Origin of the sequence: Alteromonas sp. KUL106, from assembly GCF_009811415.1 — a bacterium.
Lineage (GTDB): Bacteria > Pseudomonadota > Gammaproteobacteria > Enterobacterales > Alteromonadaceae > Alteromonas.
Genome location: NZ_BLIG01000039.1, coordinates 66,022 through 91,793, shown reverse-complemented (window position 1 = coordinate 91,793; position 25,772 = coordinate 66,022). Strand labels below are relative to the sequence as shown.

General features: G+C 45.1%; 23 protein-coding genes. 8 read left to right on the top strand and 15 right to left on the bottom strand.

From position 1 onward, the window contains the following. Window positions 1–6 precede the first annotated feature (6 nt). Genes trpCF through GVO63_RS14260 form a run of 4 tightly spaced genes read right to left on the bottom strand, consistent with a single transcriptional unit; the run spans window position 7 to window position 4,750 of the window. Window positions 7–1,416, bottom strand: a complete 1,410-nt coding sequence (gene trpCF, locus GVO63_RS14275; protein ID WP_159493966.1) for a bifunctional indole-3-glycerol-phosphate synthase TrpC/phosphoribosylanthranilate isomerase TrpF — start codon at window positions 1,414–1,416, stop codon at window positions 7–9. Beyond that, complete coding sequence (trpD, locus tag GVO63_RS14270) at window positions 1,409–2,440, bottom strand: anthranilate phosphoribosyltransferase (protein WP_159493965.1); 1,032 nt, start codon at window positions 2,438–2,440, stop codon at window positions 1,409–1,411. Before trpD ends, trpCF begins: the two co-directional genes overlap by 8 nt. After that, on the bottom strand, window positions 2,433–3,065 hold the full coding sequence (locus tag GVO63_RS14265) for an aminodeoxychorismate/anthranilate synthase component II (protein ID WP_159493964.1): 633 nt from the start codon (window positions 3,063–3,065) through the stop codon (window positions 2,433–2,435). The genes trpD and GVO63_RS14265 overlap by 8 nt, the downstream gene beginning before the upstream one ends. After that, window positions 3,062–4,750 carry an anthranilate synthase component 1 gene (locus GVO63_RS14260; protein ID WP_159580749.1) on the bottom strand — a complete coding sequence of 563 codons (1,689 nt, stop codon included), beginning with the start codon at window positions 4,748–4,750 and terminating at the stop codon, window positions 3,062–3,064. The genes GVO63_RS14265 and GVO63_RS14260 overlap by 4 nt, the downstream gene beginning before the upstream one ends. A gap of 278 nt (window positions 4,751–5,028) precedes the next feature. Between GVO63_RS14260 and GVO63_RS14255 the strand changes: the two genes are divergently transcribed. From GVO63_RS14255 to dkgB, 6 genes are all read left to right on the top strand, one after another. Continuing rightward, window positions 5,029–5,883 carry a PHP domain-containing protein gene (locus tag GVO63_RS14255; protein ID WP_159580747.1) on the top strand — a complete coding sequence of 285 codons (855 nt, stop codon included), beginning with the start codon at window positions 5,029–5,031 and terminating at the stop codon, window positions 5,881–5,883. A gap of 137 nt (window positions 5,884–6,020) precedes the next feature. Continuing rightward, the gene (locus GVO63_RS14250; RefSeq protein WP_159493961.1) at window positions 6,021–6,641 is read left to right on the top strand and encodes an L-threonylcarbamoyladenylate synthase; all 621 of its coding nucleotides are present in this window, start codon (window positions 6,021–6,023) and stop codon (window positions 6,639–6,641) included. Between the two features lie 111 nt (window positions 6,642–6,752). Then, a complete protein-coding gene (locus GVO63_RS14245) occupies window positions 6,753–7,616 on the top strand; it encodes a ScpA family protein (protein ID WP_159580745.1) in 864 nt (287 codons plus the stop codon). Beyond that, on the top strand, window positions 7,603–8,196 hold the full coding sequence (gene scpB / locus GVO63_RS14240) for an SMC-Scp complex subunit ScpB (protein ID WP_159580743.1): 594 nt from the start codon (window positions 7,603–7,605) through the stop codon (window positions 8,194–8,196). The genes GVO63_RS14245 and scpB overlap by 14 nt, the downstream gene beginning before the upstream one ends. A 39-nt stretch (window positions 8,197–8,235) precedes the next feature. Next, window positions 8,236–9,132, top strand: a complete 897-nt coding sequence (rluB, locus tag GVO63_RS14235) for a 23S rRNA pseudouridine(2605) synthase RluB (protein ID WP_159493958.1) — start codon at window positions 8,236–8,238, stop codon at window positions 9,130–9,132. Window positions 9,133–9,350: 218 nt separating this feature from the next. After that, a complete protein-coding gene (gene dkgB, locus GVO63_RS14230; protein ID WP_159580741.1) occupies window positions 9,351–10,154 on the top strand; it encodes a 2,5-didehydrogluconate reductase DkgB in 804 nt (267 codons plus the stop codon). 152 nt (window positions 10,155–10,306) lie between these two features. On the opposite strand, the gene GVO63_RS14225 is transcribed toward dkgB, so the two are convergent. Together GVO63_RS14225 and GVO63_RS14220 are read right to left on the bottom strand one after the other, a co-directional pair. Continuing rightward, window positions 10,307–10,879, bottom strand: coding sequence for a sugar O-acetyltransferase (locus GVO63_RS14225; protein WP_159580739.1), 573 nt, complete (start codon window positions 10,877–10,879; stop codon window positions 10,307–10,309). Between the two features lie 36 nt (window positions 10,880–10,915). Then, the gene (locus tag GVO63_RS14220; RefSeq protein ID WP_159580737.1) at window positions 10,916–11,587 is read right to left on the bottom strand and encodes a hypothetical protein; all 672 of its coding nucleotides are present in this window, start codon (window positions 11,585–11,587) and stop codon (window positions 10,916–10,918) included. A 681-nt stretch (window positions 11,588–12,268) separates the two neighbouring features. On the opposite strand from GVO63_RS14220, the gene GVO63_RS14215 reads away from it, so the two are divergent. Continuing rightward, window positions 12,269–13,555, top strand: a complete 1,287-nt coding sequence (locus tag GVO63_RS14215; RefSeq protein ID WP_159580735.1) for a DUF445 domain-containing protein — start codon at window positions 12,269–12,271, stop codon at window positions 13,553–13,555. A 103-nt stretch (window positions 13,556–13,658) separates the two neighbouring features. On the opposite strand, the gene tmpT is transcribed toward GVO63_RS14215, so the two are convergent. The 6 genes from tmpT to GVO63_RS14185 form a co-directional block, all read right to left on the bottom strand. Continuing rightward, window positions 13,659–14,312, bottom strand: coding sequence for a thiopurine S-methyltransferase (gene tmpT, locus GVO63_RS14210; protein WP_159580733.1), 654 nt, complete (start codon window positions 14,310–14,312; stop codon window positions 13,659–13,661). A 101-nt stretch (window positions 14,313–14,413) separates the two neighbouring features. Beyond that, complete coding sequence (locus GVO63_RS14205; RefSeq protein WP_159493952.1) at window positions 14,414–14,770, bottom strand: outer membrane protein assembly factor BamE; 357 nt, start codon at window positions 14,768–14,770, stop codon at window positions 14,414–14,416. 124 nt (window positions 14,771–14,894) lie between these two features. Further along, window positions 14,895–16,580: a DNA repair protein RecN gene (recN, locus tag GVO63_RS14200; RefSeq protein ID WP_159580731.1), complete on the bottom strand. Its 1,686-nt coding sequence runs from the start codon at window positions 16,578–16,580 to the stop codon at window positions 14,895–14,897. Window positions 16,581–16,896: 316 nt separating this feature from the next. Then, window positions 16,897–17,406, bottom strand: a complete 510-nt coding sequence (dps, locus tag GVO63_RS14195) for a DNA starvation/stationary phase protection protein Dps (RefSeq protein WP_159493950.1) — start codon at window positions 17,404–17,406, stop codon at window positions 16,897–16,899. Between the two features lie 282 nt (window positions 17,407–17,688). Further along, window positions 17,689–18,564 carry an NAD(+) kinase gene (gene nadK / locus GVO63_RS14190; protein ID WP_159493947.1) on the bottom strand — a complete coding sequence of 292 codons (876 nt, stop codon included), beginning with the start codon at window positions 18,562–18,564 and terminating at the stop codon, window positions 17,689–17,691. A 90-nt stretch (window positions 18,565–18,654) separates the two neighbouring features. Then, the gene (locus GVO63_RS14185) at window positions 18,655–21,012 is read right to left on the bottom strand and encodes a fatty acid cis/trans isomerase (protein WP_159580729.1); all 2,358 of its coding nucleotides are present in this window, start codon (window positions 21,010–21,012) and stop codon (window positions 18,655–18,657) included. A gap of 269 nt (window positions 21,013–21,281) precedes the next feature. On the opposite strand from GVO63_RS14185, the gene GVO63_RS14180 reads away from it, so the two are divergent. Further along, the gene (locus GVO63_RS14180; protein ID WP_159580727.1) at window positions 21,282–22,442 is read left to right on the top strand and encodes an iron-containing alcohol dehydrogenase; all 1,161 of its coding nucleotides are present in this window, start codon (window positions 21,282–21,284) and stop codon (window positions 22,440–22,442) included. A 104-nt stretch (window positions 22,443–22,546) separates the two neighbouring features. On the opposite strand, the gene GVO63_RS14175 is transcribed toward GVO63_RS14180, so the two are convergent. Genes GVO63_RS14175 through GVO63_RS14165 form a run of 3 tightly spaced genes read right to left on the bottom strand, consistent with a single transcriptional unit; the run spans window position 22,547 to window position 25,768 of the window. Then, window positions 22,547–23,314: a 3-hydroxybutyrate dehydrogenase gene (locus GVO63_RS14175; RefSeq protein ID WP_159493944.1), complete on the bottom strand. Its 768-nt coding sequence runs from the start codon at window positions 23,312–23,314 to the stop codon at window positions 22,547–22,549. Continuing rightward, window positions 23,307–24,368 carry a PHB depolymerase family esterase gene (locus GVO63_RS14170; RefSeq protein ID WP_159580785.1) on the bottom strand — a complete coding sequence of 354 codons (1,062 nt, stop codon included), beginning with the start codon at window positions 24,366–24,368 and terminating at the stop codon, window positions 23,307–23,309. Before GVO63_RS14170 ends, GVO63_RS14175 begins: the two co-directional genes overlap by 8 nt. Beyond that, the gene (locus tag GVO63_RS14165; protein ID WP_236552159.1) at window positions 24,368–25,768 is read right to left on the bottom strand and encodes a homoserine O-acetyltransferase; all 1,401 of its coding nucleotides are present in this window, start codon (window positions 25,766–25,768) and stop codon (window positions 24,368–24,370) included. The genes GVO63_RS14170 and GVO63_RS14165 overlap by 1 nt, the downstream gene beginning before the upstream one ends. Window positions 25,769–25,772 lie beyond the last annotated feature (4 nt).

Genomic DNA, 25,772 nt, shown 5'->3' with positions numbered 1-25,772 from the left:
TTTTAATTAGTAGCGGCGGCAAATAGCAAAGAGCGCGTCGAGTTTGCTCTCGCTTTTTGTGCCTGGCGCGATTTCAACACCTGAATTTACGTCAATCGCACCACAGCCTGTTGCGATAGCGCTTGCAACGTTGTCGGCGCTGATACCGCCAGCAAGCACTAACTTATTTTTTGTTTGAGTGTCTCTGATCAGTTGCCAGTTGAAAGATTCACCTGTACCGCCTTTTGCATCGCCGACTTGGCAATCCAAAAGAACGCGGCTGATAAAGCTATTGTTTAAGTGTCTGTCCACTGTTTCTGGTAGTGCGTCAGTAGAGGTTGCTTTTACGCCTTCGGCCTTCCAAATTTCACAATTATCTGGAAGCTTGGCGGCAAGCGCTGCAATATAGGCGTCATCTTCGTTTCCGTGAAGTTGCACCGCAAAAAGGTTTAGCGAGGCCGCAAGCGATGCTACTTCATCAATGTTGTGATTGACGAATACTCCCACAAACGCACCGTTCACGCTTTGCGTTATGGTCAATGCCTGTGCTTCACTCACGTAACGCGGAGATTTTTCTGCGAAAATAAGCCCACCAAAGCTGGCGCCTTTATCAAATGCCATTTGTGCTTGTTCGGCGCTGGTCAGCCCACAAACTTTAACTGCACCATTCACTAACGTTTTTACCGCGCGTGACAAGTCATCTTCAGCCATCAAGGCGCTACCTACCAGGAAACCTTGTGATACTGGCGCTAAGCGCAGCACATCTTGATGGGTATAAATACCTGACTCCGAAATAACCACATAATGATGAGAAGCCTTTTCGAGCATAGGTACCAGTCGTTCTGTAGTTCCTAAGTCAGTAGAGAGGTCTCGTAAATTGCGGTTATTAATACCGATGATATTGGCTTCAAGTGCAATGGCTCGCTCCATTTCTTCTTCGTTACTGACTTCGGTAAGAATGTCTAACGAGAGTGAATTTGCCACGCTTGCAAGCTCGCGATATTCATCATCGCTTAAGACGCTCAGCATTAAAAGAACAGCGTCGGCGTTATAATGACGTGCCAAATACACTTGATAAGTATCGACGAAGAAATCTTTGTTAAGAACTGGCTGAGAAACCCGTTCTGTTACATAAGCAAGGTATTCAAATTTACCTTGGAAATATTTTTCGTCTGTCAGGACCGAGATACCCGCTGCGTAGGGCGTGTAAGCAGATAGAATCTCGTCTAAATCAAAGTTCTCTCGGATAAGTCCCTTGGAGGGTGATGCCTTTTTACATTCAAAGATAAAGCCAGCATTGGGCTCATTTAGCGCATCAAACAAACTTTTTTCTGATGGCGTCAAGTTATCTTTAAAACTGTCTAGCGGCAGCGCCTGCTTACGCGCCGCAACCTCTTCTCGTTTGTCTGCAACAATTTTCTCAAGCACATTAGCCATTCGTGCTTACCTCCTGAGTGATTTTCGCGACCTTTGACAACAATTCCATGGGTAACCCTTCTGCCATGGCATTCATTGCCATTTCAGCCCCTTCTTTAAAGGTGTTGGCTTTGCCTGTTACTTTCAACAGTGCACCACAATTCATTGCAATGGCTGCGCGGTGGGCTTCTTTACCTTCACCTCTAAGCGCGGCCTCAACAAACCGTTTGTTTTCTTCTGGCTCGCCGCCCTCAATTGCCGATAGCGGATAGTAGGGTAAACCGAAGTCTTGTGCAGTTACCGAAAGCTTACGAATATCGCCATGTTCCAGATCGTAAATGATGGATTCACCATGAAGGGCCAATTCATCTAGTCCATCACCATGGACAATCATCGCGCGATGTTGCCCAAGTAACATTAGCGTTTTAGCATAGGGTTCTAACAATTCCGGAGAGTATACGCCGAAAACGCCGTGAGTTGGACCCGCAGGGTTTGCTAGTGGTCCTAGAATATTAAATAGAGTCCTTGTCTTCATCGCAGCGCGCACGGGGGCTGCGTGGCGCATGCCTGAGTGATAGACCGGTGCAAAAAGAAATGTGAAATTTGCTTCATCTAGACATTTCCGAGACGTTTCCGGGCTAATTTCCAGATTGAGGCCAAATTGTCGAAACAAATCCGCTGAGCCAGACTTGCTCGAAACACTTCTGTTTCCATGTTTCGCTACCTTCACGCCACAAGACGCTGCTACTACCCCTGCAGCACTGGAAATATTGATAGTGTTATGTCCGTCACCGCCGGTGCCAACAATATCAGCAAACTCATATGATGGAGTCGGAAAGGGGAGTGCATTGGCCACCATGGCGCTTGCCGCACCGGCAATTTCTCCTGGCGACTCTTTCTTCATCTTAAGCGCCGTCAGCACAGCGGCAATCATCACTTCACTTTGCTCGCCGTGCATAATGCTGTTGAACAAGCTGTACGCTTCGGTCTGCGACAGCGATTCTCCAAGCATTATTTGTTCAAGTAGAGGGCCTGCGTTAAGCATGGTTAGCTCCCTGTAACGTTAAATAGTCAATACTTTGTTTCAACAGCAAACTACCATGGGCTGTTAAAATGGACTCGGGGTGAAATTGGAAGCCAAGCATGCGGTCTTCATTATTGTAAACTGCCATTACCACTTCGCTACCGTCATCGTTTATCGTCGATGCACAAACGGTAAGACTATCGGGAAGCTCATGGGCGACCAGTGAGTGGTAGCGGGCAACATGCAAAGGTTGCTGAAGACCTTCAAACATATCTTCTTCTGAGTGCGTGATGGCCGATGATTTACCGTGCATTACTTGGCTCGCCCTACCTACCGTGCCGCCGTAATGTTCCACAATAGCTTGGTGCCCTAAGCAAATCCCAATTACAGGAAATACACCGCTTACCCTTTTGAGTAGAGCCGGCATGCAGCCAGCCTCACTTGGCGCGCCAGGACCCGGTGAAAGCATTAATAGCACGGGGCCTTTTGCGGCTTGCTCCTGCATTTTGCTAAAAAGCAGTTCAGCCGACACGGTGTTGCGATAGACTTTAATGTCTAAGTCTAACGTACGCAGCTCATCAACAAGGTTATAGGTAAACGAATCTACGTTATCGAGCAAGAATAAAGTGGTAACTTGTTGGTTCATGCGTTGCCTCCTTTACCTAACGCTGCATCAATCTCTTCCTGTAGCGCAGCTTTAACTGCGCCAATCACCGCCTGTGCTTTGGCTCGCGTCTCATCAGCTTCGGCTTGAGGAATAGAGTCGTAGACTACCCCAGCACCGGCTTGAATGTGAGCCGTGCCGTTTTTAACAAAAGCAGAGCGAATAACAATACAGGTATCCATGTCGCCTTGGCCGTTTAAATACCCCACGGCGCCACCGTAACTCCCGCGGCGTTTTTTCTCGACTTCTCGAATGAGTGTGGCTGCGCTTACCTTAGGTGCGCCAACCAATGTACCCATATTCATGCAGGCCTGATAAGCGTGTAAAGGGTCTAAATCGTCGCGAAGCTGGCCAACCACGCGAGAAACTAAATGCATCACGTGTGAATAACGGTCGACTTTAAGCAGGTCTTTCACATAGCGGGTCCCAGGTCGGCTAACTTTGGCTACATCATTTCGTGCTAAGTCTACCAGCATAATGTGTTCTGACTTCTCTTTAACATCTTCACGAAGGTTAAGTTCAATGCGGCTATCTAAGTCTCTATCGATACTACCATCGGGGCGCTTACCGCGGGGACGAGTACCGGCGATGGGATAAATCTCTACCTGATTGCTCTCTCTTTCGTATTTAAGTGCCGACTCGGGTGAGGCGCCAAATATACTAAAAGCGATATCTTTCATGAAGAACATGTAAGGGCTCGGATTGGACTCTTTTAGCTTAGCGTAAGCAAGTAGTGGCGATGGGCAGGGGAGAGAGAATGTGCGTGAGGGCACGACCTGAAAAATATCGCCGGCTAAAATGTGTTGTTTTAAGTCGAGAACATGATGACAAAATTGCTCGTCACTGATATCTACGCTTGCCTCGAATGAAGGGAGTGTCTGTCCATTTTGCACAGCTGCTTCTAATCCGAGTGTCTGTCCATCTAGCGTGTAAGACGATAGGGTCTCATTGCCTATCAAAATCGGCGTAGCCGGCATCTCGTGAAGAAGTTGATGAATGGCTTCCAATCGCTGCGCAATGGCAAAATATTGCTGTGCTACATCTTCACCGCTAAATACGCTGCCGATAAGATGGGTTTCGCGAGTTTGATGGTCAACCGTAATCAACGTTTCTGCTAAATAGAAGACAAAGTCTGGACAGTCGTTTTCACCTTCAGCAACATCTGGTAATTTTTCAAAGCCCGCTAGCATGTCGTAGGCGAAAACACCGCCAAGAAAAATGGCATGAGGGTGTTGGCGAATGGGAGTGATCTTATTGATAACGATACGCAGTGCGTCCATAACGCTCGCTGCTTTTAGTCGACTATCCTCGTCCAGTTCGCTGTTTGCTTCATCGCAAAGAAGAACGATAGAAGTGTCTGTCCTATCAATAACGTTGAGGCCCTCAGGGGCATGTGTGGCGAATAGAGGCAATACTGAAGCCCCATTTTTCGTTAACGCGCTTACTTCCACACGGCTGCCTCTGCATTCCATGCGTAAGGCTGCATCAACCATGAGTAAGCTTTGCAAATCGTCTTTAGAATCGATTTCAGCTGATTCTAAAAGAAGCGCATTACTCGTGTTACCACAAAGGTGGGCAAACGCGGCAAGAGGATCGTCAACATAATGACCCACTTGCTCAATTGTCTCTACCTTACCTGGGACCGTGCCCAGTTCCGCTAAACTCATTTTTGCTACTCTCCAATTGCAAAAAGATAAAAAAAAGGCCCGTGTAAACGGGCCTTTATGTGTTTTCATTCACGCACTACTGTGCACACCGCCCGTCATATTAGGGAGTGCCACCACCAAGCTGCAACAGTCATCGCTGTGTAATTGTAGAAAGAATGCATGAATTACTCGTTGTTTTTTCAAACTTCAATAGGATTTGAAGCCGTTAGTACGTATACTTTGTGCGTATAGAAGAAAACAAATTGCCTTTCGTGTCAACCTAAAATTTGCATATTACATTGAAAATAGATCTACATAGCCATACAAAATATTCAGACGGTCACCTGACACCAGAAGAATTAATTCTTCGTGCTCACACTATGCAGGTGGACGTGCTTGCGCTGACAGACCATGACACCGTTGCTGGTTTGGAAGAAGCTCATGCGACACAAGCTAAGCAAAAGCGGCCCTTAACCATTATTGATGGTGTTGAAATTTCGACTACTTGGCATGGTTTTGATATTCATATCGTAGGTTTAAATGTAGACAGGCAATGTCCGAGGTTTTTATCTCATTTAAATGGTCAGGCAGAAATACGCGAAGCGCGCGCTGAAAAAATTGCTGATAAACTCGAAAAGTGCGGATTTTCAGGTGTATTGATGCGAGCGAAAGCGCTAGCTGGCGTGGGGCAAGTTACCCGTGCACACTTTGCTCGGGTATTAGTCAATAATTATGGTGTGCCCACCATGCAAGCTGCATTTAAAAAATATTTAGGCAAAGGCAAACGGGCGGCGGTAAAAGCCGAGTGGCCAAGTATAGAAAGTGCCGTTGAATGGATCCACGACGCCGGTGGACAAGCAGTGCTGGCGCACCCTGCACATTATGATATGACGGCTAAATGGTTAAGGCGGTTGGTCGCGCAGTTCGCCCATTCTGGTGGTGATGCCATGGAAACAGCCTTCCCCGGCATAAACAAGACAAAGCAAGAGCTTATCAACGAGATCACACTGACTCATAATTTACTGGCTTCTGCGGGTTCCGATTTTCATTTTCCGTCTCGCTGGACAGAATTAGGTAAAAACCTTGGGATCAGCAGTCAGCTAACACCTGTATGGCACGACTGGCATCAGCTTAGGAGGGTTGAAAGTGAATGAAGAGCAAATCTATAGTTAGATGGTGGTAGTGCGTTGAAATCAGTGGGCCAATAAAACAACCACATGTCAGCGAAAGGCGGTCCAGACAGACAACAACGAGAAGCGCTGACGAGCGTTTTTCAGAAAAGGAAGTAACGATGAGTCAATTTTTCTATGTACACCCAGATAACCCGCAAAAACGCCTGATAAGCCAAGCGTGCGAGTTAATTCGCGAGGGTGCGGTTGTCGTTTACCCGACGGATTCAGGCTACGCCATAGGCTGTCAAATGGAAGATAAAAAAGCCTTAGAGCAGCTTTGCCGCATTCGTCAGATAGATAAAGACCATAATTTCACTTTGATGTGTCGCGACATGTCCGAGCTATCCATTTATGCCAAGGTCGATAACACTGCGTTTAGGCAGATTAAGAACAATACACCGGGGCACTATACATTCGTATTGAAAGCAACACGGGAAGTGCCTAAACGCTTGCAGAACCCTAAACGCAAAACCATCGGGATCCGTGTGCCAGACAATGCAATCGCGCTAGCATTATTAGAAGAACTGGGTGAACCTTTGATGTCGACTTCTTTGATACTACCGGGCAACACCATGGCTGAATCAGACCCAGATATCATTCGAGACAACTTAGAAAAGCAAGTTGGGCTGATCATTCATGGCGGTTACATTGGTGAGCATCCCACAACCGTGATTGATTTATCAGAAGATACGCCTGTTATTTTACGTCATGGCACCGGTGACCCATCTCCGTTTGAATAACGGTTGTTTGAACGCTTTTTGAAAAAAGAAAGACGAGTATGCAGCGCGAGCGCATAATCATTAAAATCATTAATAATCGCTGCGAAAGCGTTTGAAATCGGTTGTGGAACTGTGTCAGAACTTGTCAAAGAAGAGAATAGAGATAATGCCCCCCCTATTAAGGAGGGGCTTGCGGCGCCAGTTCAGCAACCGCTACCGCTCGCTTTTATCAATGGTGAAGCGCTCATTAAAAAACCAGAAGATCTCTTCATTCCTCCTGATGCGCTCGAGGTCATTCTTGAAACCTTTGAAGGCCCGCTAGATTTACTGTTGTATTTAATCCGCAAGCAAAAATTTGATATCACAACATTGCCCATTGCCACTGTCACTAAACAGTATATGGAGTATGTCGATACCATGATGGCGCTTAAATTGGAGTTGGCAGCCGAGTATTTGTTAATGGCCGCAATACTGGCTGAGATTAAATCTCGTCATTTATTACCGAAGCGCAGTGATGATAATGAGGAAGAAGACGATCCTCGCGCTGAACTTATCAGGCGTTTGAAAGAATACGAATTGGTAAAGCAGGCAGCAGAAGATCTAGATACGCAACCACGCCTTGAAAGAGATATTTTTAACGCTCATGTAGAGGTGAGTGAGAGCGTCGCGCCTATTCGAATAGAGCCCGACGTTTCTTTAGCCGAAATAGTCCTCGCATTTAGTGCTGCGATGAAACGCGCAGAGGCGTTTGAACACCATACCATCGAAAGAGAAGCGCTAAGCACGCGAGAACGCATGTCACTTATCTTATCCATGCTTAACACTTCACAATATACGCCGCTTGAACGGCTATTTACTGTTGATGAAGGGAAAGCTGGCGTAGTGGTTAGTTTTTTGGCTATTTTAGAATTAGTAAAAGAACAACTAATTTTATGCATTCAGGCAGGCCCTTATGCAAAAATTCATGTAAAATTAGGTTCACATGAAGAGAATTAACACGGCGCAGCTAAAGCAGTTGGTTGAGGCTGCAATATTTGTTGCTGAAAAGCCCATTTCAAAGCAGCAATTAAAAGAAACGGTTCTCAATGAGTTTACCGTGGCTGATAGCACCTTGAGTAAGGTAATAAAGGAGCTCAAGCTAGACTATCAACCTAGAGGCATTCAGCTGGTAGAAGTAGCAAGCGGCTATCGCTTCCAGTCCTTAGATGCACTGAGCCCGTGGTTAAGTAAATTATGGCAAGAAAACGCGCCAAAGTACTCCAGAGCAATGCTCGAGACGCTTGCGCTCATTGCCTATCGTCAGCCAATTACCCGTGGAGAAATTGAGCAGGTAAGAGGTGTGGCGGTAAGTAGCAATATTATAAAGACACTCACAGAACGAGACTGGATAAAGGTAGTAGGCCACAAAGAAGTGCCGGGACGACCTGCACTTTACGCTACCACCAAAGGCTTTCTAGACTACTTTTCAATGGCATCATTGAGCGATTTGCCCAATGTTGATACGTTTGAAAGTATGGCAGAGAGTATCGCGTCAGACTCGCCGCTTAAGGTGTTAAATGAGGCACCGTCTGAATAGACCGTGCGACCGTAAACAAGCAATTAAGAGTGAAAAAACATGACTGAAAAGTTGCAAAAAGTACTGGCTAACCAAGGGCTAGGCTCGCGACGTGAAATGGAACGCTGGATTGAAGAAGGCCGAGTATCGGTTGATGGCACCAAAGCTACGCTAGGGGACAGAGTTGACCATACCGCGCAAATTCGCGTAGATGGGCATTTACTGTCTCGCCAAACCGAACAGCCAGTTTGTCGCGTTTTAATGTACAACAAACCCGAAGGTGAATTATGCAGTCGTCACGACCCAGAAGGGCGCGATACAGTATTTGACCGACTGCCTGCTATTCGATTGGGACGTTGGATCACCGTTGGCCGTCTTGATATGAATACCAGTGGCCTTTTGCTTTTCACGAATGATGGAGAGCTGGCAAATCGCTTAATGCATCCAAAATGTGAAGTAGAGCGTGAATATGCTGTGCGTGTATTCGGTGAGGTGACAAGTAAAACCCTTAATACCCTTCAAAAAGGCGTTGAATTAGAAGATGGTGAAGCAAAGTTCCTCACTATTTCAGGCGCTCCAACCCCGCAGCATGCTGAAGATGAAAGTATGAACCGCTGGTATAACGTTACGTTAAAAGAAGGCCGTAATCGTGAAGTGCGCAGGTTGTGGGAATCACAGGGGGTTCAGGTTAGCCGACTTATACGTGTGAAGTATGGTCCAATTGAGCTTCAAAAGCGTTTACCACAAGGTGCATGGGTTGAGCTTGGACTGGAAGAAGTAAACGCGCTTCGCAGTCATGTTCAGCTTCCTGACGAGACGCAAACCATGGTTAACGTTCGACAAGGTAAACTTGATCATGCGCGTTTAAGCCGTATGCGCCGCTCTGTGAAAAAACATAAAGTGCGCAAGCAACAAGGCTTGAGCAAACGTGCAGGGCGTCCATCGAAACGCAAATAGCGTTATCTATACGGACTGGTATAACTAAGCCGCGAGTTCCTTCTCGCGGCTTTTTTATTTCTTGTGCTTCATAGCCATCCTTTGAATATTTGTCTCTTTTTTCTTTGTTCTTTGTGGAAAACGATTGATAGCGATCTTCTTTGTGGAAGGTGGCGTAGCAAACTATGAATGTGCTACTTCACGTAGTTTATGTCTAAGACACGGAAAAGGAGATGGTAATGAAAGACATGCCTCAGTTAGGAATGGGAACCTTTCGTCTAGAAGGTGAGGAAGCCCGCGAATCAGTCAGCAAAGCCTTAGAAGTAGGCTTCAGACACATAGACACTGCCCAATTCTATGATAATGAAGCGCAGGTGGGAGATGCTATCAAGACAAGTGGCATAGATAGAGGCTCACTATTTGTAACAACGAAAGTGTGGCATGAGTCGCTCGCCGAAGCACACTTCATCCCCAGCGTGCATGAGAGTTTGGAAAAACTGAAGCTAGAATACGTTGATTTGCTGCTTATCCACTGGCCGTATCCTGGGAATGACATCACGCTAGAAAATTATTTAGGCAGCCTTGCGCAGGCTAAGAAGGAAGGCCTAACACGCCATATCGGTGTTTCCAACTTTACCATTGACTTGTTAGACAAGGCAGAGAGTATTTTGGGTAAAGGCGAGGTGTACACGAACCAAATTGAGATTCACCCTTTCATGCAAAACAAAAAAGTGGTTGATGCTTGTAAGGAAAAAGGTATTCGAGCGACAGCTTACATGCCATTTGCGGTAGGCAAAGTCATGAAGGACGAAACACTAAACCGAATCGCTCAAAACCACAGCGCAACACCCGCTCAAGTGGTACTTTCGTGGATGGAAAAGCGTCACATTTACGCCATTCCATCATCAACCAGCAAACAGCACTTGGCTGAAAATCTGGCCTATGGAGGTGTGCAGCTTAGTGATGAAGAGTTAGCCCTTGTCGACGATTTAGATAACGGTGAACGCATTGTAAACCCTGATTTTGCGCCCCAATGGGATTAGGTCTGCGGATACCTCTTAAAGGATAAATAAACGAGCAACCTAGTCGTTAAGCTCGGGATGTTGCCGCCTAGAAAGTGTTAAGCCTAGGCGGCTACTTATAGTCTTCAGGGAAAAATGAGGGCAGCGTTATGGTTGTCGAACTTAACAACCTATCAGCTTTTACTCGTTTCAAGATTTACCTGTTTGAGCACCTTAGCGGGGTTTCCTCCTATGACTACATTGTCGCCAAATGATTTTGTAACCACCGCGCCTGAAGCAACAACGACGTTATCGCCAAGCGTCACTCCAGGGTTTATGACGGCCATCCCCCCAATCCAACAGTTATCACCAATGGTGATGGGTTTGGCAAACTCAATTCCCGTTGCGCGTTGAGCGGGATCTATTGGATGGGTAGCGGTATAAAGACCAACTTGAGGAGCGATCATACAATTATTGCCAATTGTCACTTTTGCGGCATCTAAAATGACACAGTTAAAATTGGCATAAAAGTTTTCGCCCACATGAATGTTTTCACCGTAATCACATTTAAACGACGACTCTATGTAGAGTCGCTTCCCCGTGCTGCCAAAAAGCGCCTTCAATAGTCTAGTGCGCGTTTTGTGCTCGCTTTGGCAGATACTATTAAGTTCATCAAGTTTAATACGACATTGCTTGCGCAAAGCCGAGAGCGTTTTATCAGAGGGAAAATATAGTTCTCCCGCTAGCATCTTTTCTTTTTCGGTCATCAGTTTTAAAGTATCGCTAAAAGTAATGTCGATACGTTACTGTGCACCCTTGTAGCTTACAATGACTTTCTGCTTTAAGGTTTCGCTTTCAATATCGATGTTGACAGGGCGTTTAAGAATAATGTTACCATCGACCGTCACGGAGGCCTTAATAGTCAACGTAGGTTTGTTATCTGATTTATTTCCCCACGAGCTTTCACTTTCTTTATAGACAATGTCGCCAGCGACGTGAGAACTCCCCGTTAGCGTAATATCACCATTGAGCGTTTTAATGTGCTTTTCGATTTTTGTGTCCACGGCCGTAATGTCACCATTAACTGATTCAACACTTCCACCAATGTGACTTTGGGTGGGAAGGGTAATGTTTCCATTTACAGTTTCTAAGTCTTTAAGCACGCTTAAGTGAGAGGATGCACTTACATCTCCATTGACGATGTCAATATTTCGGACAGTCACATGACTGGCCATTTCAAGGTTGCCGTTAACAATGCTGACATCATCTGCACCACCGTGATCACTGATTTCTACGTTTCCATTTACCGAGGAAATATCGCCTGCATGTCTTCCTTCTGCGATGTCGATGTTGCCCAGAATAGAACTGAAGTCACTGCCCTCTAGTGCGCTAGCGTCGCCAACATGAATAACGCAGCCTGAAAGGAGAGAGGTAGTAAGCAGTAAAGCAGTGGGGGCGAAAAGAGACTTTTTCATATTCTTATATCCATAATAATCTTAACTATTTTAGAAATCACACGTATTTCAATGTGAGAGCAATTTACATGTTGTCTTCACATACCATGCCACTCTGATAAATTCATTTAAATCAATAAGATAGTGCATTTTCAAATATGAGCGTTCTAGCTTTGTGGCCTAATTAGTAGTTTACTAGCCTTATTTGCTAACGAATAGCGAATTTGACCACCTGATATTGCGCGCATCAAAATACAGAAAGGTACAGAAAGGGACAGACACTTAATGCGCATATTCTAGGTCAATCTGAAGAAACTTAAGTGGGTGTCCAATATTAATAAGTGTCTGTCCACGAAGTTGTTAATAAGTGTCTGTCCACGAAGTTGCACAAAGTTGGATTACCTACCAAGTCGCTTTCACCAAGTCGTACGAATTTAAGTAATGCTACAATTCTTGTTTTGGTGAATAGGCCTATTGTTTGCATTCATTCAGCGTAGTGAAGATGAAATGTCTGTCGATTTTTCTTAATGTGGCACAAAAGTGTGGACCCTCCATGCAGTACGAAAGGGTTAACGAAACCTTGTGGTAACAGCAAGCTTATTGTGCAAATTTTTTCCTCGTGACTTGAGTTCTTGTGATTAATAGGGCAATACGCCAATGATCGACCAAGATAGTGATTAAGTTTTTTAAACGGAGCAGTCTATGCAGGACAAGTACACGCAATTGAATGAGGCTAAAAGGCTTGCATTGGCCTGTTTGATTTTTGCCGCAAGTGTATTTGTTGTAACCGTATTACTTCCAAAGTTTTACACAAATCTGCAAGGTGCATGGTGGTTGGGACTTATTAAGATGGCCAGCGAGGCGGCGCTTATTGGTGGTCTTGCTGACTGGTTTGCTGTGACGGCATTGTTTAAACCAATACCAGCAAAATACCCCATTCCCCACACCAACATCGTGGCTAGCAACAAGTCCGCAATTGCTAATAATTTGTCTTTGTTCGTTAAAGACAAATTCTTTCACCCTGAAGCAATAGAAAAGCTAATTCGGGACAGCGACCCTGCTAAGGGCGCAGGAAGATGGTTGTCACAAGAAAGAAACGCGACCCGTTTGAGTCGTTTCCTATGCGATGCGTTTGCTGGCGTGCTGCGCGTGCTTGATGACAAACCTGTAAAAGCATTTATCGCTAAAACCGCCCAGAAGGGCATTAACAAACTTGATCTCAGGCAGTTAATGGCGACTTCATTAGGCGCGGTGACGAAAGAGCGTCAGCACCAGGTTGTTCTTGATAGGATACTAGGAAAATTAGCCAAACTGCTCGCAGAGCCAGAAACACAAATCTACATAGCAGATACCTTAGTGGTCTGGTTAAAAACAGAATATAGCCGCATTGAAAAGTTATTGCCGTCTAGTTGGTTAAGCGAGCAGGGAGCACTCATTGCTGTTAAAGCCGTTTCGAGTATTTTAGAAGACATCTATGAAGATGAGCACCATCCTATTCGCCATGCTTTTGACGAACAAGTACATGAATTCCTTTACGAATTACAGCACAGCCCGTTAATGGAGAAAAAGATAAATAGCTACAGGGAAAAAATTATCAATGACCCGGCCTTAAACGCTTATGTGCAGCAATCATGGGCTAAATTTCATCAGTGGCTGTTAATATCTCTTGAAGAAAAAGGTGGCAAAGCTGAAACAAAGGTGTCGGGTCTTTTAAATGACTTGGGTACTACGTTGACGCAAGATAGCGAATTAGCAAAGGCGTTCAATAAGCATATAGGGGAAGCCGCGAAATATATGGCACCCGAGTTGGCTGAATTTCTAACGCGTCACATACGCGACACCATCAATAGTTGGGATGAACGTGAAATGGCACAGCAGGTGGAGCTAAACATTGGTCGCGATCTTCAAAAAGTGCGCATTAATGGCACAATTGTGGGCGGGTTGATAGGTGCAATATTGTTTGGTGTAGAGACGCTGCTTGGTCTTTAACATAGTATTTGTCTTGCCACATCAAGACTTTACTAGTTGTGTCTACAGCGCCGGTTCGCCTTAAAAGGAAAGTAGTGTTAATATTTTAACCAGAAACGCCGAGTTAAATGGGGTTAAGTGCGAATACTAAATTATCGGCGTCTACTTTGCCTTTTAAACCGCCTTCAAGCACAGAGCGTTCTAACCTTTTAATTTCGTAGTCGCCAGCGTAGAGTGAATCAACAGTTTTTTCGTTTACGCTAAATGGAGGTCCGGGCATTTCGTTCTGGTCATACTCGAATGAAATGATTAGCTGAGGGGCGCATTGAGTAATGGCCATTAAGTGCGCAGCGTATTGCTCGCGAAGGGGGCTCGGCAGTGCTACCAAGGCTGCTCTATCGTAAACGCCTGTAATATCACCTAAGTCGCTAGGTGTGAGTTTAAATATATCACCCACATACACGGTTAAACCGTCTTTGGCGTAAACCTTCCCGTTGGAGGTAGTAGTGACGGTGGGCTTCGCACCTAGCTCTTCAAACAATTGTACAACGGCAACTTCACTTAGTTCCGCACCTACCACTTCACAATCTTGAGAAAGAAGCCAACCAATGTCACGGGTCTTTCCGCATAGTGGAACAAATATGCGTTTTAACGAAGAATTAGAGCTATCGTCGCAAAGCAGAAAAGACGCATACTTTACGAGAAGCACATTGCCTTTAGGTTCATGAAATCCAATTTCGTTCTTTTGCCATTTACTGTGCCAAAAACTATGTTCCATATAAACCTCAATCAGCTGAGCGATAAATGTTTAAAAAAGGTGTTTTTACAAAGAGTGATAGAAACAAAAAAGGTAGCACGAACCGCTACCTTTGAATCTAGTTAGTTATCAAGCGGAGTATTGAAGTCTTCAGATAACTCGAAGTCACCCTCAACTGTCGTTACTTTGTTGTCTACAAAGTTAATTACCATCTGCTTTTGAAAATCTTCTCCGCGCTTTTCCATGCCACGCTTCATATCGTATACATAATACCAAGTATCATCGTCGAATGAGTCTTGAACGACAGGATTACCCAATACATAAATAACTTGTTCTTTCGTCATTCCAACGCGCAGTTTTTCAACGTCTCTTTGGTCAAGAAAATTGCCTTGAGGAACGTCGATTCGATAAATCCAGTTCGAGCAAGCGGTTGATGTAAGTGTGATACCAAGAATTACTAATAGGTGTTGCAACTTCATGCGTTAATTTGTCCAGTATTGCCTTTGTTAGTGCCAACGAATTTCGCTAAAACGAATTTCGAGACTGTTTTATTGCAAGCGCGAAAGCATGCTACATTGACAACTATGACCAATCAACTGCATTTTAGTTCGATGCTGCGCTTTTAAGCAGCTCTTTTGCATTTGCTAGCGCCGACTTGGTTACTTTATCGCCGGCTAACAGTCTTGCAAGCTCATCGATTCTGTCTTGCTTGGTTAGCGGCAGCATTTGCGTTTCTGTACTTTCACCATCGGTAAGCTTAGTGACAAACAGTTGGTTATGCGCCTGCGCCGCTACCTGAGGTAAGTGCGTGACGCACATAACCTGCGACTGCGTGCCTAACTTACGCAATAGCCCGCCGACGATAGATGCTGTGGGGCCACTAATACCCGTATCGACTTCATCGAAAATCATAGTGGGTGTTGCATGATGGCCGCTTGCGATAACTTGTATCGCTAGCCCTATACGAGACAGTTCACCACCAGATACCACTTTCTCGAGTTTATCTGCGTCTTGGCCTGGGTTCGTCGAGACTCTAAATTCCACGGAATCAAGCCCTGTACTGACCGGCTTTCTAAGTTCATCGTATTGTATTTGAATATCTACTTTCGCATGGGGCATGTTCATATGGCGAATTTGGGCTTCAATTTCTTCGCTCAACTTTAGCGCAGCGCGTTGTCTGCTCTCTGATAAGCTTTGTGTTGCCGCTAAGTAAATTCCCCTTGCTTCAGCAACCTCACTTTCTAACGTACCCAATAACGTCTCTTGTTCTGATAAAGATGTAAACTCTGAAGTGAGCTCTTGATGGTGCTGATACAACGCTTCGGGCATAACAGTGTGTTTACGCGCTAACTCCATGGCTTTTGCGTAACGAGCCTCAACGTGCTGTAGGCGTAATGGATCAATTTCTAATTGGTCGCAGTAACTGCGCAACTCTCTCGCTGCTTCTTCAACTTGGATCGCAGCATCATTTAATAAGGCAATCATTGGCGTTAGGCTAGCATCGTGTGCTTCTAACTCACCCAGGCGCTCTATGCTGTTTTGAATTACAGAAAGTGCGTTGCCTTCATCGTTTTCATATAAGTTGTACACACTCGTCTGCGCTTGTTCTAGCAGGCTTTGGCCGTTACTCAAACGTTTGTGTTCAGTCTCTAGGTCTTCAAACTCACCTTCTTCAATTGCAAACTCGTCGAGTTCTTGTACCTGATAAGTGAGGAGCTGTAGGCGATCTTCACGTTGCTGTGCTTGCTCTTGAAGTGTCTTAAGCGTGCGCTGTTTATCACGCCACGTGGCGTAAGTTTCTTTTACATTCGTTAGAATGTCATCATGCTTAGCATATCCATCAACAAGCTCGCGTTGATGATCTTCTTTTAATAGCTGGAGATGTGTATTTTGCCCGTGAATAGCTAGCAAAAATTGCCCCAGCCCCTTCAATTGTTGTAACGAGGCCGGCACACCATTTATAAACGCTTTTGACCGGCCTTCTTTCGAAATAACACGGCGAATAAAGCAGCTATTTTCATCTTCGTCAGACGTAAGCTCATGCTCGTCAAGGAACGCTTTTGCCAATTCATTTTTGCTAAGAGAAAAATGGGCGATAATTTCAGCTTTAGCACTGCCTTTGCGAACAGCGTTCGCGTCAGCACGCTCACCTAAGCAAAGGCTTAAAGCGTCTATCGCAATAGACTTACCAGCACCGGTTTCACCCGTTATTGCTGTAAGCCCGTTTTCTAGCTGAACTGATAACTGTTTTACAACGGCAAAATTAGATATTGAAAGATGCGCTAACATAACCACACTCGAAAGAAGTTGAACATGATGATATATACAGTAACTGATAATATATACAGTATTTAAAAGTGTAAAGCTAAGTCGCACAAAAATTGAAAAATAAATATGAAAGAAAAAATAAATGACTTAAAAACAACTAGATATGGAGCCTTTTGGTAGGGTGGGTGTAACCGATAGTAGAACAAAGGGCTAGTTTATTTTATACAGTAAAAAGGAGAGCAAACGCTCTCCTTATCATGATTTATAACTAACCCTTCTGTGCAACACGCCATGATGAAGACGGCGTGCGCCCGGAGAAGTGAGTTGGAGAAGTGAGTTATTGTTGCAGTTCGCCACTACCAGACTCAATGTGTGCACGGACAAACCACTGAAATTGCTCTAGGTCTGCAAGCTGACCCGTAATCATGTCTTCTGAAACCGGATCTAGTTCACCTAATAACTCAAGGGCTCTTCTATGGTCGCTGTTTACGCCATCGTAAACTGCATCAAGTGCTTTTAAGTGGTCAAGCACCAAGCCCTTGCCTAACTGATAATCTTCCCAACTACGACCATCTACAATCGCCTTCGGAGTCCCTTTTGGAACGCCGCCCAATGTTGCGATACGCTCTGCGATTGTATCAGTCATGCCGCGAACCGCATCAACTTGTGGGTCTAGCATTTCATGCACACCGATGAAGTTTGGTCCGACGACATTCCAGTGAACGTGTTTAAGTGTTAGCTGTAAATCTAATAACGCGACCAATCGTTGATCCAATACCTTGATTGTTTTGGCAGCGGCGTCGTTATCCATTCCTGGGGCTGTAAATTTGATATTGGTATTACTCATGATATCTCCTATTACTAAATAAAAGTCAGCGACTTTTCGAGAAACCTTGTCATTCATCCATATTTTCAGAAAACGCAGTTCAACAAATTGATATGTTTTCTCGCTGACAGCTTGATAGTAAAGGTGCAACAGGTATGCCGGATGTAGGACCTTTTATAAGTAACGGATTTATCTGGGTATTTTGATAAAGATTAAAAAATCTTTATTTTTCAAGCCTGTAGCTTTGGGAAAATGCTACAGGCTTATGTAATAAATGCACAAGAGAGGACATTGCGCGACAGATCAGTAGAGTTTGCTACCCCAACCGAGCTTTTTGCGTAGCACATTAAAATAGCTATAGCCTTTGGGGTGAACCAAATGAAGTTTATCGGTACTTTTGTTTATACGAATTTCGTCACCCGGTAATACAGGTAGAACGATATGACTGTCACAGCTTACCTGAAGAGAATGGCTGTTAACCTTTGATACTTTCATTGAAACTTGGCTGTCGGCGTCAACGACGATAGGCCGACTGCTCAGTGTGTGAGGGAACATGGGCACTAATGTGAGGGCGTCAAGCTTTGGCATAATTATAGGGCCGCCGGCCGAGAGCGAGTATGCTGTTGACCCCGTTGGAGTGGCAACAATTAGGCCGTCGCTGCGTTGGCTAAACACAAACTGCTCGTCAATGTAGATCTCGAACTCCATCATGTGAGCCACTTTTCCGTGATGGAGTACCACTTCATTCATCGCTGAATTATTACTTTTGAGCTTTTCATGTCTGTAAACGCCTACCTCGAGCAGAAACCGTTCTTCAACAACACATTCGCCGTTAAAGATAAGGTCTAGCTGCTGTGTAATGTCATCGGGGTGGATATCTGTAAGAAAGCCCAAATTCCCGCGATTGACGCCTACAACGTGAATATCAAAACGCGCCAGTACACGCGCGGCACCGAGCATGCTGCCGTCTCCGCCTACGACGACCGCTAAATCAGCGTTTTTACCAATCGCGACGAGATTACAACTCTCAAAGTTTTCGGTTTCAAGTTCTTCAGCAATGGTTTCTTCTACAAGCAGTTTGCACCCTTTTGCGAGCAAATAGTCCGCAAGAATATTTAGACTGTCATGGGTTGCAGCGTGCTGAGGTTTTCCAATTAAGGCAACAGTTTGATAGGGCATTCAGTGCTAATGTTTTTTCATTTTCAATGAATGGACATTAGCACAGGTATTTCGTAAATGAAAAGCGTAAAGCGATACGCAGAATAAGGTTTATCTGTCCTCTAGCCGATTGTAGTCTAGCAGTCCGCCTTCAATAGGATATTGCTCTTTAGACCATTGAAGTAGGTTATCGCTAAATGTCCAAAACTCAGAGTTAGTGCGCCGCATCCCTACCTTGTCAAGTAACGCTTTGTAATCGGCCTCGCTTTGAATAGTGTGCAGATGTTCGATTGAACCTATGACCTCTGAAGCCTTGATAAACCAAAACGCGTCGGGGTAACTGCCCAATAAGCCATGCACAAGGGTAATAGAATCTTTTGAAGGCTCGCGATTTTCCTCTTCTTCAAACAAGCTGTTTACGTTGTAATGCGCACTATTTCGTAGTGCGGTAAACACGTCTATTTTACCTGGGTCTGTGTCATCCCTGACAACAATAACGGTAGTTTCTGGCATTAGTGTGGCTTGCTTAGCAGGAAGAAAGTCTAAATTCGCAAGGGCTGAAAATTGTTCGTCAGACAACATACTTTTATCAAAGGTCGATTCTGCTGGCAGGACATCTGATAAATGTTCTAAAAGCATTTGATAAAGTTCCTGCTGCGGCCTGTCTGTGTCAAACACAATGCCAGAAGGCTGCTCAAAACTGTTTATGTCTCCTTCTAGATAGTCTGTCAATTCAGGGCTGGCATTTTGATACCACTCACTCAGTAATGTATGGCGGGTTTTAGGCGGAAGTAAATTAAGAAAGTTCGACTCACCTTCCATGCGCAAAAAGTCCATATACAGGCGGGTCATCAACTGATGACCGTAATTGCCGTACACATCAAATCCAGCGACAAGTAAATAATGAATCCGTTCAAGTAATGCGTAATCAATAACCCACGCGGTTTTAGTTGGCTCTCCTGTCATTCCTTTAACCACAGTCGCGTTATCAAAATGGCGAAAAACCGTTAGGCTTGCATTGGTGTTGTTCCCATCGCCATCCCAAATACTTGCAATATTTAAGTGCTCACCATTTTTGAATTCTTCATTCATAAACGCGGTACGAGCGCGTAAGTATTCACCTTGACGTTTAGCGTATTTTACCCAGTTAACGGCTAAGGCTGAGCTGTCTTTCTCTGCAGGAAGGTGAAGATTTTCTCTTTGCGAAGCATAAAAAGCGTTCATTTTTTTAGAGGCTGCTATATCAGGGTCAACAAAGAACACCCAAAATCTGTCGTTGATAACATTGAGTGCAACCTGACCTCGACAAACCGGCCCCTTTATATACCCCATGATTGTGTTTTGTGCTCGCTCAAGCATAAAGCGGTAGCGACTTTCAACAGGGAGTGAGTCAAACGCTGTGAGAGGGTTAGCAGCAACCTCAGGCTCATAAGAAGGAAGTGTTGATACCTCAAAGTTGGCGTCGACAAACCAAGAATGCCATTTATCTATTAGCGCTTCATTAATGGCATAGGCTTGATGAGTTTTACTCACAATCGTTGAAAATACCGGCTGTAGGCGGTAGTAAACCCGGTCAATCTTGGGATCATCAAAGGGCCTGCGAGTAGCTATAATGTCAATAGGCTCACCAGAAGGTGTGCGCGAGCGTACTAAATTAAAAAATTGAGGCGTCGCTTTTTCAGCAGTAACATCTTCAAAATAAAGATGCGATGTAAATAAATGCTCATAGATATAACGGGCAGATAACTGCATCTTACTGCTATCGCCGTTTAACCACTTTTCTAACGCCAATACCTCAGCTTTTAGCTCGTCTGATAGGATTTTAGGCTCCGACAGCGGAGCGCCGTTATGTATCCACTGCATGAGGGTATTGTGCTCAATGTCTGTTAAACCCGGAAGCGCGTACGGCATACCTCCAAGGGGTTGCTCGGCAATATATCCCCCCATTTCATCTATTGTGGGGCATTGGTTTTCTCTGTTTAAACTGATGTCAAACCCAGAACCTAAATGATGGGTATCTGGCAGAGGATGCTGTTTTTTAAGCAACAGCATTTGAGCGAGAACAGATGATTGTGTTTTAGAGGTAGTTGTTTGATGCTCCGCCGGCAGAACATCAAAGAAGCCTCGCTCACGCCACGCGTCGGTGCTGTGGGCATCAAGGAACATTCTGTTGGGTTGGGCGGCGGTAATACGGGTTCCTTCGTAGACCTTTTCCTTATTCGCCCCCCTTGCTATTCCCTCAGAAGAAGTCATTTTAAGCTGGCAAGGCGCATCATAACACGCGTGACAAACTACGCAGCGCTGCGTGAGTACGGGGGAAACGTGTTCATCAAAAAAATTGTCAGGCAGCTGCGTCTCAACGCGAAAACTCTCTGATTCGGTTAAAAGAGGACTATCAGGGTTCGGCCATTGCCATAACGCTATAGCGAGAACAGTTACAAGCAATGCAATTACACCGAGTTTTTTCATAATTCTTATCCATAGAAGCGCAGCTCACAGTCTACCATTCAATTTTAGGAAAAGGAGTGAAACGCGACTTTTTCGCCTAATATAAATTTCAATTAGAAATGTAGCTTTTAACATAAATTTCACATCGCTATTGCTTTGCGTGTAGCGGAAGGTATGCTGAGATAACAAAAAGTTAGAGCGAAAATAAAACACAGAGGTTGAGTTTTTTGATGACCTTTTGTTCCGCTTTTACTCAACATTACACTGGAAAACGTTGCTGCGAGGGAAACATGGCTCATCAAATTATCTTGCCAAGAACAATGCATATCGGAAAAGAGGCAAGCCAGCGAATTACAGAGACGCTTGCAAGCTTACGCTGTTCTAAACCTTTGCTTATTACTGATCACATGATGGTTGAATTAGGGTACGCCGAACGTATACAGCGTTATTTAGCAGAGCATTCCATCGCGCTGGATGTATTCTCTGATACTGTGCCTGAGCCTACAGTAACCTCAATAGCGGCGGGCGTTGAAGCGTTACGCGCTAAACCCTATGACTGCATTATCGCCCTTGGCGGTGGCAGCCCCATCGATAGTGCAAAAGCGATAGGGATTTTGGGAAAGTACGGTGGCGAGATGCGCGATTATAAATTTCCCAGAGTGGTAAACGAAGAAGGGCTGCCAATTATCGCTATCCCAACGACGGCAGGCACTGGCTCAGAGGTGACGCGCTTTACTATTATTACCGATGAACAAACCAGTGAAAAAATGCTGTGTGTGGGTATAGGTTTTATGCCTACTGCTGCATTGATAGATTTCTCGCTTACTTTAAGCTTGCCACAGCGTGTAACTGCAGATACGGGAATTGATGCACTCACTCACGCTATTGAGGCGTATGTGAGTCGTAAAGCTAATTTGTACAGTGACGCACAGGCACTCTCTGCCATGGCCCTAATTGCACCAAATTTACGAACGGTTTTTGCTGACGGTAAAAACGAACGTGCGCGTGAGGCCATGATGCTGGGATCAACGCTGGCGGGAATTGCGTTTTCAAACGCGTCAGTGGCGCTGGTACATGGCATGAGCCGTCCAATTGGCGCGGCATTTCACGTCCCACATGGGCTCTCGAATGCGATGTTGTTGCCTGCAGTTACCGCATTTTCAATTCCAAGCGCAACGGTGCGTTATGCCCAGTGCGCGCGTGCGATGGGAGTTGCGAGCCAGAGCGATTCAGACGACCTTGCTAATCAAAAGCTAATTGTTGAATTAAAAGCCCTCAACGCAGACCTTCAGGTTCCATCACCGAAAGACTTTGGTATAGATAAAGAGGCGTTTTTTAGCTTAACCTCAACCATGGCGGAGCAAGCCCTAGCGTCGGGTTCACCAGGAAATAATCCACGTATTCCAACCATCGAAGAAATGATTGCCATCTATGTTTCTCTATGGGAATAGAGAAGTGGTTATAAAAAATAACGGTAATTAAAAACGGAATACACAAAAAGACTGAACAACGCAGTCTTTTTGTTTTAGCGCAGACGAGAAACAAAACTGAACGTTTATCTCGCGGTCCAACCGCCATCAAGTACCATGGTTTGTCCCGTTATATTGCGGGCGCTAGAAGACATTAAGAAGTTAGCCGTGTCCGCTAGTTCTTCGACGCTCACAAATTGCTTTTTGGGCATGGGCTCTAACATTATCTTCGTTATTACCTCTTCTTCGCTTAAGTTATTCTCTTTCGCTTGTGCAGTAATTTGCTGCTCCACTAATGGCGTTTTGACATAAGCGGGGCAAAGCGTGTTGATGGTCACATCACAGTCTCCGGTTTCAAGCGCGATGGTTTTTGCAAATCCTAATAGCCCGTGTTTCGCCGCTACATAGGCTGATTTAAAGGGAGAAGCAACGAGAGAGTGAATAGAGCCTATATTAATGATACGACCATAGTTTTGTTTGCGCATAGCGGGCAAAAAGGTTTGGGTTAAGAGAGCAGGACCAACAAGCATAATGTTGATGAGCTGTTGCCATTTGTCTGCTGGAAAATCCTCAATGCGAGAAACATGCTGTATACCAGCATTATTTATCAACACATCAACGGTATATTTGCCTAAAGCGTCGGGGAGTGCAGCTACCTGTTGAGCATTACATACATCAACGGCAATAGCACTTGCCGAGCCCTCTAAATGAGCAAGCTTTGTCACTGCATTTTGCGCTGCCTGTTCGTTGATGTCGGCGATAATAACGTGGTGGCCCTGTTTCATCATTGACTCGGCAATACCAAAACCAATGCCGCTGGCGCCACCCGTGATAAATACCGTTCGCTTACTCATCAGCTTCTCCTTGCTTGGTTTTTGAGGGAAGGCGAGTGTTTAGCGAGAAGAGTATCTTTTTAACGGCAGTGATCTGCGCGCCCTCTTTATTAGCGTAGTCACTCGACGCATATCCCCACCAATCCCAGCAGCCCTGAGGATTAAGCGGCATAAAGAGCGATTTCTTAGTTTGTGGGTAAAGCACAACAATATTATTGTCATCGGCCCACTCATTTAGCCCTGTTTGCGTGGTGTAGGCATCGCCGACTGCATCAGCATATTGGTTGCAACCGTGAAAACTTATATGAGCTCGACACGTTTCTCCTTGCTCACAGCTTTTCGGTACATAAACAAAGCCTTCACTTGCGAGTGTTTTGGCATCGCTACCTGCTATTTTTTGCTGGTCAAACGAATGTATTTTCCCTGTAAGCGACGCATCCGGTGTAGCAACACCTTCTATAAGATGAGAGAGCATGGCGCCCGCTGCGTCATAGTCACAGTTGCCGATGAAGGGGCTCTCTGATTTCATGCAGTTTACGCCTTTATCTCTGGTCGGAAATAAATGGGCCATGGGCTTGTCATTGATATAGGCAATGTTTTGAGTGTCTGTCCACATTTGATATTGTTCAAAAAGTGAGTCGCTGACGTTGGCAACTACTCGTGTGTCTTGCGTGCCATGGAAAAGCCAAACTTTGGCGTCTTTCATATTATCAAGCGAGGCAATCTTTCCCTCTGATGCATATTGTTTCGCTTTGTCATTAAGCGTCTCAAGGTTTATGTCGCCTTCTACTTTATTCACACATTGAGCGAGCGCAGTGGTAATGTCACCTTGAGCACAAAAGTACGGGCCGCCGGCAATCACGCCAACGCCTTTTACCCAATCGCTGTGGGATAACTGAAATTGGGTCGCCATGTAGCCACCAGACGATAGCCCAGATACGGTGACATTTTCCAAGTCAAGAGCGAGCTCAGGGATATCGTTTTTTTCCACGGAAACTGCGCTGAAAGAAAGTGTGCTGGCAACGATAAAAGAAAAACACAGGGATTTACGAGAATATGTATTAGGTTTCATGATTAATTTTCTGCCTTTTCATTTTCTAAAAATTGGCGAATGGCCTCTGCCTGATGAGAAACGTTACTCACACCCTCTAAATGACCTAACTTACCGTGTAGCGTGACCATTGTGCTGTCATTATTCATGGAGGTTAAGCCTTGGTGTGCATGTTGCGATAAATAAGGCATAAGAAGCAAATCAGTTTCAGCCGGAATAAACAGCGTTTTTGCCTTTATTGATGCCAGTCCTTGCTCAAGATTATTTTTGTGACCGGCTACGAAAAGCTGGCAAGCACGGACTAAATACAAAAGATGGTTCGCGTCCATGCTTTTCGCTCGGGCCTGAGCGCGCTTGCGAAGCCAGTTCACAATGCTATGCGACTGGCGTATATCGTTGAGCGGAGCTACCTCAGTATTTTTAAATCCCAGTGCGCTGCCTTGCTCGTTGAAAAATGCGGGCGTAAGGGCATGTTGAGTAATTAGCATCAGCGACGCAACCAAGCCGTCAAACGGACCGTTGTCCTTCGTGTAGGCGCCATTATTCCAGTTGTTATCAAGGGTAATAGGCGTAGCCCAGTGTTCAAGAGCCGCAGTGGTCCAGGCGTCACTTTGACCGGCCCCTATAACCGATATCATTCGTTCTACCCAATCAGGATAAGCACTGGCCCAGTCGATGGCCTGCATAGACCCCATAGATGGCCCAACGACAGCATAAAGTTTACTGATACCTAAGCTTTCAAAGAGCGCTTTTTGTACATTTACAAAGTCGCGTATGGTAACCACGGGAAAATCTAGCCCATAGGGTTTTCCCGTATCGGGGTTAGTTGATGCAGGCCCAGTCGTGATAACGGTAGGGTCGTACGCATTTAAATTTGCCAGTGTATCTACACTTATTACATAAAAACGATTCGTATCGATGGCTTTTCCAGGCCCTATCAAACTGTCCCAGTATCCGCTAGACGCATCATTCGGATTGTATTTTCCAGCCGCATGAGACGAACCTGAAAAATAATGGGTAATAAGAATGACGTTATTTTTATCGGCATTTAAGCGGCCATAAGCTTCCCACCCCACCTTCACATTTCTAATTTGCTTACCGTTGAAGGTCGTAAAAACGGGTATATCAAACCGCTGTTTTTCTACTATCAGGGGAGCCGTATTAGAGGGTAGAGCGGTTTGTGTACCAGCGCTCTCTATTTCGTTAGCCAGCGGTTGAACACTTATTGCTACTGTAAAAGGCAAAACCAAGCCTGTAAAAACGCGCAATTTCAATATCATTAGCGAACGATGCTTTATTTTGAAAGTGCAGCGGTCTGCGACACTCGCCCATTGAGGTAAGTACAACATTCGCTTCGTGAACCTGCTGCTCATAAACAAGAGCAACATGGCCAGCGTGCTCATTCCTCTAACTTTTCCTTTCATGGAA

Bases quoted from the DNA above. Each gene is read 5' to 3' on its own strand.
- GVO63_RS14205 (WP_159493952.1), bottom strand. From the start codon at position 14,770: ATGAAGTTGCAACACCTATTAGTAATTCTTGGTATCACACTTACATCA.
- GVO63_RS14185 (WP_159580729.1), bottom strand. From the start codon at position 21,012: ATGAAAAAACTCGGTGTAATTGCATTGCTTGTAACTGTTCTCGCTATA.
- GVO63_RS14220 (WP_159580737.1), bottom strand. From the start codon at position 11,587: ATGAAAAAGTCTCTTTTCGCCCCCACTGCTTTACTGCTTACTACCTCT.
- dps (WP_159493950.1), bottom strand. From the start codon at position 17,406: ATGAGTAATACCAATATCAAATTTACAGCCCCAGGAATGGATAACGAC.
- GVO63_RS14225 (WP_159580739.1), bottom strand. From the start codon at position 10,879: ATGACCGAAAAAGAAAAGATGCTAGCGGGAGAACTATATTTTCCCTCT.
- GVO63_RS14250 (WP_159493961.1), top strand. From the start codon at position 6,021: ATGAGTCAATTTTTCTATGTACACCCAGATAACCCGCAAAAACGCCTG.
- GVO63_RS14265 (WP_159493964.1), bottom strand. From the start codon at position 3,065: ATGAACCAACAAGTTACCACTTTATTCTTGCTCGATAACGTAGATTCG.
- GVO63_RS14215 (WP_159580735.1), top strand. From the start codon at position 12,269: ATGCAGGACAAGTACACGCAATTGAATGAGGCTAAAAGGCTTGCATTG.
- GVO63_RS14180 (WP_159580727.1), top strand. From the start codon at position 21,282: ATGGCTCATCAAATTATCTTGCCAAGAACAATGCATATCGGAAAAGAG.
- GVO63_RS14165 (WP_236552159.1), bottom strand. From the start codon at position 25,768: ATGAAAGGAAAAGTTAGAGGAATGAGCACGCTGGCCATGTTGCTCTTG.
- scpB (WP_159580743.1), top strand. From the start codon at position 7,603: ATGAAGAGAATTAACACGGCGCAGCTAAAGCAGTTGGTTGAGGCTGCA.
- trpCF (WP_159493966.1), bottom strand. From the start codon at position 1,416: ATGGCTAATGTGCTTGAGAAAATTGTTGCAGACAAACGAGAAGAGGTT.
- GVO63_RS14260 (WP_159580749.1), bottom strand. From the start codon at position 4,750: ATGAGTTTAGCGGAACTGGGCACGGTCCCAGGTAAGGTAGAGACAATT.
- dkgB (WP_159580741.1), top strand. From the start codon at position 9,351: ATGAAAGACATGCCTCAGTTAGGAATGGGAACCTTTCGTCTAGAAGGT.
- tmpT (WP_159580733.1), bottom strand. From the start codon at position 14,312: ATGGAACATAGTTTTTGGCACAGTAAATGGCAAAAGAACGAAATTGGA.
- GVO63_RS14175 (WP_159493944.1), bottom strand. From the start codon at position 23,314: ATGAGTAAGCGAACGGTATTTATCACGGGTGGCGCCAGCGGCATTGGT.
- nadK (WP_159493947.1), bottom strand. From the start codon at position 18,564: ATGCCCTATCAAACTGTTGCCTTAATTGGAAAACCTCAGCACGCTGCA.
- recN (WP_159580731.1), bottom strand. From the start codon at position 16,580: ATGTTAGCGCATCTTTCAATATCTAATTTTGCCGTTGTAAAACAGTTA.
- rluB (WP_159493958.1), top strand. From the start codon at position 8,236: ATGACTGAAAAGTTGCAAAAAGTACTGGCTAACCAAGGGCTAGGCTCG.
- trpD (WP_159493965.1), bottom strand. From the start codon at position 2,440: ATGCTTAACGCAGGCCCTCTACTTGAACAAATAATGCTTGGAGAATCG.